Consider the following 7,032-nt stretch of genomic DNA (forward strand, 5'->3'; position numbering starts at 1 on the left):
TGGCGTCAACGTTGATGATGAGAATCGAATAATGCGAGGTCCTCTGATTAGCTTCTCTTCTCCTCAGCGGTTCTTGCTGGTGTCCCTGCTAGTTCTCGGTCTGTTTTGGTCTGGGCATGTGTCGTCGGCCCTCGTCGGGCCGATGTCAGACGCAAGGATGAGAGAGGCTGCCGATCTCTATTCAAGGGTGGAAGAGCTGTGGCGCGCCAGGGCGGCCGGTGACAGGAGAAAGATGGCCTCGATGATGGCCTCCTCCTCGGGCAAAAAGCTGCAGTCCGAAGACATGATACCGTTCAGAGGCGGAGCGTCCGTGCCAATTATCACTGATTTCATGGTTGATGTCATCACCGTCAATTGCGATGAGAATCTTGCTGAGGCCCAGATCAGCTTCACGATCGCGATCCCTGGGGCCCCTGTTAGGATTCCACAAAGGCAGACGGAAATATGGGAAAAAGTCGGCGCCCAATGGTTTTACGGCCGCCTCGCACTTCAGCAATTCGGAGACACAAGCATCACTGACGTTGTGGATGTCGGTGTTACGGATGTTGTGGACACATCCGCAACGTCTCCCGCGACCTCGGCTGCGGTCAAGGACACTTTTGCCCCTGATGTCTCAGAGAGATTCGACAGATTCAGGATCGCCACTTTCTGGGCATCAGACGCCATTCAGGTCATCGATTCTGGGCGCAGCGAGGAGGGCATGAATCTGCTCAAACAAGCATTAAGAATAGGCACCCCGCTCTTGTGGGAGAGGCTAGTGATGAAAGGGCTCGTTGGCACAGATGCCTGGAGCCAGATCATCCCGGACGATAAGGAAAGTCTCCTGGACCTGGTCGAGGTCCTTGAGCGTGTTGGCAAACCAGAAGAAGCAGTGAGGATTATCAAAAAATCGTTGGCCACTCACTCCAGCGATGCCCAGATTCTGGAGAAGCTCGGCGACGTTTACTCCACCATGGGTATGACGAACGACACAATAGCTGCATATGGTAAAACAGTTCTCTCAATAGCTCGGTCGGACGACCTTCACAGAATCCTATGGAAGCTCGGGTCCTCTCTTCTTGCAGCGGGCAAGAACGAAGAGGCGGTGAACGCTCTTGGGAACGCGGCCGCGGCCGACCCAATGGCCGAGACACTTCAGCCAGTGCTCTCAGTCTTGGCGTATGCGCTTTTCGTCAAGGGTGATTTCGAGCACGCACTAAACGTTTACAGAATCGTCTCGTCCTTTGCCGCTTGCAGCCAGTCGAGCATAATGGGGAGAATCGGGGCGGCTGCGGCCCTGGGGAACCTAAGTGAGACCTTGGCCTCTTCGTGGTGCGCCGACACCTCGGACGATGACATCCGCGACGAGCTCCTCAACGTCTGGCCAAAACTTAGGCGCTACCTCAGAAGCATGGGCAGAAGCGCCTCGACGAGCTACACGACAGGTTTGCTGGCAGAGGCGTTAGGAGAAAAGAAGTCCGCAGGCAAAGCCTTCAAAAAGGCGCTCTCTAGCAACAGCAGTCATGTTGGCAGCATCATCCATCTCCTCAGCAACTCTTCGGCCAAAGAGAAGCACACAAAGCTCCCTGCAATCATAGAGAAGAACTTTGGTCTAGCCTCCGACATGGAACTTGAGGCGCTTGCCAACGCGCTCTCGCGCTCGCCCAGCCACTCGCATTGCGCTAATGAGGCGCTCCCGGAAATGCCGCTGCTTTTTTCTGACGGAAACCTGTCAAGAGTGGCACTAGCCTCGGGACTGGACAAGGATAGCTTCGCACGTCACAATGAGACCGGCTGTTTGGACGGCGCAACACTCGCACTGGACGTTGGCGAGTCTGGTGCTTACTTTCTGTCCTTCGAGATCACGCCCTTTGGCCTACAAGGGCGCTTCCGGTCGGTCATCGTTATGTTACTCGATGGCAAGCCCATAGAGGTGGTGCCTCTTGAGCCTGGCAAAAAGCAATTTGGCAAGGTGCTGATTCTCTCGGCAGACGTCCATAGCTTGCAGCTGGTTCACGATGTCTTCTCGCTCAAGGCTGAATCGAATGCACGAAGAGCTGACTTGCGCAAGTTCGCAATATCGCACGTAACCCTAGTCCCTATTGCCGAGCTAAGAGAGGGCTCTGTATGCGAGAGGGGACCCGCTGTCCCTGTCGATATAGTCTCGGTCAGCAGCGGGGCATATCATGGCCCTGAGGGGGACATCTTCGTTGATGGTGAGCAGGTGTCCTACCAGATGCCCGGGTTCAACATCGCGGCCATTGACCACGCCAGTGGACTACTGCTCAATTCTGTCAACCTTGTGCCCGCAGATGACCCTTCGACTGAATCGAAGCTCAAAGCCCTGATCGAATCCCTCAAGGTATCCACCATTGTGGCTGTGGCTGTCTCTAGCGACGGAGCATATAGAGCAACGAGACCAATTAACGAGTGCCTCAATTCTCTCGGCGCCGAAAACGGACTGACGCTGGATACATCGTGGGCACAGCAAATCTCAGAAATCTGTGGCGTGGAAATCGAAAAAAGAGACAGGAAAACGCGGGGAATGCTCTTCCCGGCAGGCTTCAGACATTCGTACTCGCTCATCGGCGCAAAGGGTGTGAAGAGTGGGCAAGCTCTTGAGCAGACCGGCTGGGACAAGAGCGTTATCGCGGTCGCAGGAAGGAATAAGACCGCAGAGTTCTTAAACATCCTCTCGCTATGTAAACAGCAGCTCTGGTCAGAATGCGCCCGACAACTTTCAACATTTTTCTCAGAAGGCAATGTGTCTTTCGTCAGAAGACTGCCTCTTTATGATGAGAGCTTCCGCGAGAAAGTTGTGCCGTTGCTTCAGTCAACAGACCCGGGACTTTTTGTGGCTCTAGGGAAGCGCTTGGACCAGTGCTCAATGCCTGAGCAGGCTCTGTCGGCGTTCGACAAAAGTCTCTCCGTTTTGGAGAATCCTAATGCCTATTTCGCAAAGGGAATTCTCTTGGCAAAAATGCACAACTACAACGCAGCCCACAAAGCCTACCTGTCGGGAGCCTCGATCTCACCAATTCCGAGAGTGATGCGCCTCGAGGAGATAGTTGAAGACATCAAGTTAACCTGCATAGACACGATCTTCGTAGCAGCTTCAAATGGCGTGTCCTATCATTACGTAAACGGAGTTAGAGTTGTATTAGGTAGCAATACATGGACGCTATCGGCCGTCGATCCAAAGACCGGCGCTCTCCTCTGTGCAAAGACGTTGAGCAAAGACGATCCTCTCGCACTGGCTAAAGCCATCGATGGGTTTAAGAACGGCTCGGTGATTGTGCTTGCATACTCAGGCTCAAAGCCGGCCGAGATCAGCCCGGTTCTCAGCAATGCAATAAACCAGTCTATAAGACGCCAGGGCCTACCTCAAAATGCCTACAAGAACCTCGTTCTCGTGGGCTATAAACTCCGGAAACCGAGAGGCTTCTGCAGTGCATCATTGGACGGGGCTTCTCTAATGGTGACTCGGGACTTGGAGCACGAACAAGCCAAGATAGAGTAACCACATCCTGTTAAACGCTCATCGGAATGTGCTCTTGATATATCTTCAGTTTCACACAACAGGTTACGAGAGTTAGGGCGTAAGTAAGGATTGAAATGTCAGGAAGCGACTCGAGAATCCGGGTATTATTGGTCTTCTCTGACACTCTTTCAACCATAATCTCCATAATACTTACCTACTGGATAAGGGTCAATCTACTTGAAGACACAAGATTCGTAACACCCTTTCTGCATGACATTACTACATATCTCTGGACAATCCCGTTTGTCTGCATTCTATGGGTGTTCATATTCTCGAGTAAGGGGCTTTACAGGCCAAGAAGGGGCATCTCGGGAATGGGTGAGTTCCGGGAGATCGTTCGAGCGATAACTTTCGGTGTCGTAATAATAATGGCCGCCTCTTTTCTTAGGAAGTTCGACTATTCAAGGCTCATTGTGCTCTCATTTTGGGTCTGCAATATTGTACTAGTCGGCTCATCCAGAGCGAGCATAAGATACTTCCAAAGAAAGCGCATGAAGAAAGGATATGGGAAAACCAGGGTAATTATTGTGGGAGCAGGTGAGACCGCGACGCTGATTATAGATAGGATGAAGAGGGCTGAGGACCTGGGATACCAAATAATTGGTATCGTTGATGACGATAAATCGCTCAGTATGACCGGGACAGTTCTTGGCCTACCTTTTTTGGGCTACATACACCAGTTACCACAAATCATCGATAAATTCCAGGCAAAAGAAGTATTCTTCGCAAAACCTAATATGGATCACGATCAGATACTAAACATCGTAGCAGGCTGTGAGGAGACAGAGACCTCATTTAGGATAGTTTCAGATTTATTTGGAATAATGACTGGTAAAACTGAAATAGACAATGTTGCCGACACTCCCATTATTGATCTAACAGGGCCAAGGACGAGTGCTTTAAGGCACCTATCAAAATTAGTTATGGACTTCTGTTTCGCAGTAATCATATTACTTCTGTCACTACCTCTTTGGATCATAATCTCCCTGGCCATAAAGCTCGACACGAAAGGTCCTGTCCTGTTTAAGCAGACTAGAGTCGGTGAAAAGGGTAAAGAGTTTACGATCTGTAAATTTAGAACTATGTTTTCTAATGTCAATACTTTTGAACACTCACCAACTCACAAGAAAGATAAACGTATTACAAGAGTAGGGAGAGTCCTCAGACGCACGAGCCTCGATGAGCTACCACAGCTTCTGAACGTGATCAACGGTGACATGAGCCTCGTCGGCCCAAGACCTGAGATGCCATTTATTGTAGCTCAATACGATAGATGGCAGAGAAAGCGGCTCGACGTGAAGCCTGGAATAACAGGCCTATGGCAAGTGTTTGGAAGAAAAAATCTCCCTCTTGAGCAGAATCTCCAGTACGACTTCTACTACATCAAGAATAGGTCAATACTTATGGACCTCATCATTCTTTTGAAAACCATTAAAGCTGTTATTATTGGTAAAGGAGCTTACTAGGTACCTTAATCAAAGTAATAGAAAGCCCTGTTAGAGTTGAACAAACAGCTCCTATTTAGCAGTGCTCGCTCATTCTCTTCTGTTCATTTCCTGTAAGTTTAACTTCAGCCTTACCTTGTGCCTACTGGGCAGAACTTGTCTTAAGAACGTGCTGATAACTGGCTAGGCGAGGGGTGATCTTTTTTACACTTTTTTTACTGGTTTGATGAGCTTTTCTTCAGCTGAGGACCGCCAGCAAATCCTTGTGATGAAGTTACAGGAAGTTATCAGCCTATCTGTCAACATCATCGTTCAGCAATTGGATGTTGGTTCTTGAGATAATATCTTTAGCTTTGATTGGGCCTTCTCTTAGGATAGTGGGCGTCCTTTTTGACAGGTCAATGACAGTGCTTGGCTCTTGGCCTGGGAGCTTGCCGACATCGAGCATTAGCTCAATGTGCTCTTGGAGGTGAACCGGGACGGCACGTATTGAGGTGGCGCACGGTCTGCCAGGATCGTTGGCGCTTGTTGACCAGAGTGGACAACCTACTGTCCTTATTATTTCTCTAAGGATCGCAGACCCTGGCACACGGACCGCAATAGTATTGGAGTTGTGAGCGATTGGACATGCTTGGTGTTGGCTAAATGGCAATATAATCGTGATGGGGCCAGGCCAAAAAGCTCCTGCTATTGCCTGTGCCTCGGTGCTCCAAACCTTAACGTAATGTCTGGCCATTTGAACGTTATGGGTGATGAGAATGAATGGTTTTGAGGCGCTACGGTTTTTGATTTGGGCTAGTTTGGCGGTCACCGTCTGCGATGTGGCGAGGCAGCTTAGGCCATAGCAGGTGTCAGATGGGAGGCACACTATCATTTCAGCCTTAAGGGATATAACTACGCGAGCAGTGATAGCGGTTCTTGATGCTGATGTTGTGAGTTTTAGGACAACGGCCATAGGAGGCTCTTCACGCTGTGTAGTTGACATATCTCAACCTGTTTGTTATGGTTTTGATGTAATTTAACATAGAGAAGATTGTAGATCGATGATATGGACGGTGGTTGATTGTTGATAAGGGCGATTCCGCGCTTTAAGCCATCATTATCTTGTGACGAGCTGTTCACAGTTTTCAGGCAGACGTTCAAGGACAGCGCGTTCAGCGACTTGAGAGTTTCATATTTTGAAGCTGAATTCGCTAAGTTTATAGGCGCCTCAACTGCGATTGCGGTGCCATCGGCAAGGATGGGGCTTTCTCTCGCGCTCTCTGCCCTCGGGTTAGCGAAGGGGGCTGGGATAATGCTTCCGTCTTTGACGTTCTTTAGCATACCAGCGATGATCGCCTATATGCGTTTCGTGCCGGTGTTTATCGATATCGAGCCAAGGACTTATTTGATCGATCTTGATCAGGTGGAGAAGAGGATAACTTCCGAGACCCGCGCCATTGTCCCCACCCACCTTTATGGTCAGCCAGTCAATATGGACCGTGTCCGGGAGATAGCAGACAAGTATGGCCTAGTTGTCATCGAGGACTGCGCTCAATCGTGTGGCGCGCGCTTCAAGGGTAAGAGAACAGGGAGCTTTGGTGATATTGGATACTTCACATTCGGTCCGACTAAGCCTTTCACAACGCTTGGTGGTGGGATAATAACGTGCAAGGACCCCAAGGTGGCAGAGAGAATACGAACTGCGATGCACGATTTCACGCCGCTTGCGCGCGCTGAGGTATTGAAGGCGGCGGTCAGCGGTGCTGCGATGAAGATTGCGACAAACAGGTGCATTTTCGGTTCATTTCTCTGGCCGGCGCTCCGCGGATTTCGTCTTTTTGGGAAGGACCCGATCGAGGAGTCCTTCAGGGAACCGGTGGCGCCGATGACGAGCATTCCGGGTCATTATTTCAGGAAGTTGACATCAGTTCAGGGCGATGTTGGCGCCTCGCAGCTTCGACGAATAGATGGTCTGTCTGCGATAAGGCATCGTAATGGTTCGTACCTTGCTGACAGGCTTGAGGGAACGCATGACCTCGTGGTCCCAACAGTGAATGAAGATGCTGAGCACATATTCACCAGTTT

General features: G+C 50.3%; 3 protein-coding genes. All 3 read left to right on the plus strand.

The genetic code is table 11. From position 1 onward, the window contains the following. The first annotated feature begins 31 nt into the window (after positions 1 to 31). Positions 32 to 3,499: an interleukin-like EMT inducer domain-containing protein gene (locus tag VM163_14260; GenBank protein ID HUT05041.1), complete on the plus strand. Its 3,468-nt coding sequence runs from the start codon at positions 32 to 34 to the stop codon at positions 3,497 to 3,499. A 128-nt stretch (positions 3,500 to 3,627) separates the two neighbouring features. Then, positions 3,628 to 4,986, plus strand: a complete 1,359-nt coding sequence (locus tag VM163_14265; GenBank protein HUT05042.1) for a sugar transferase — start codon at positions 3,628 to 3,630, stop codon at positions 4,984 to 4,986. Between the two features lie 1,045 nt (positions 4,987 to 6,031). Next, positions 6,032 to 7,032 (plus strand): aminotransferase class I/II-fold pyridoxal phosphate-dependent enzyme (locus tag VM163_14270; GenBank protein HUT05043.1); only part of this gene is annotated, 1,001 nt, incomplete at its 3' end.

Source organism: bacterium (assembly GCA_035527515.1).
Classification (GTDB): Bacteria; B130-G9; B130-G9; order B130-G9; family B130-G9; genus B130-G9.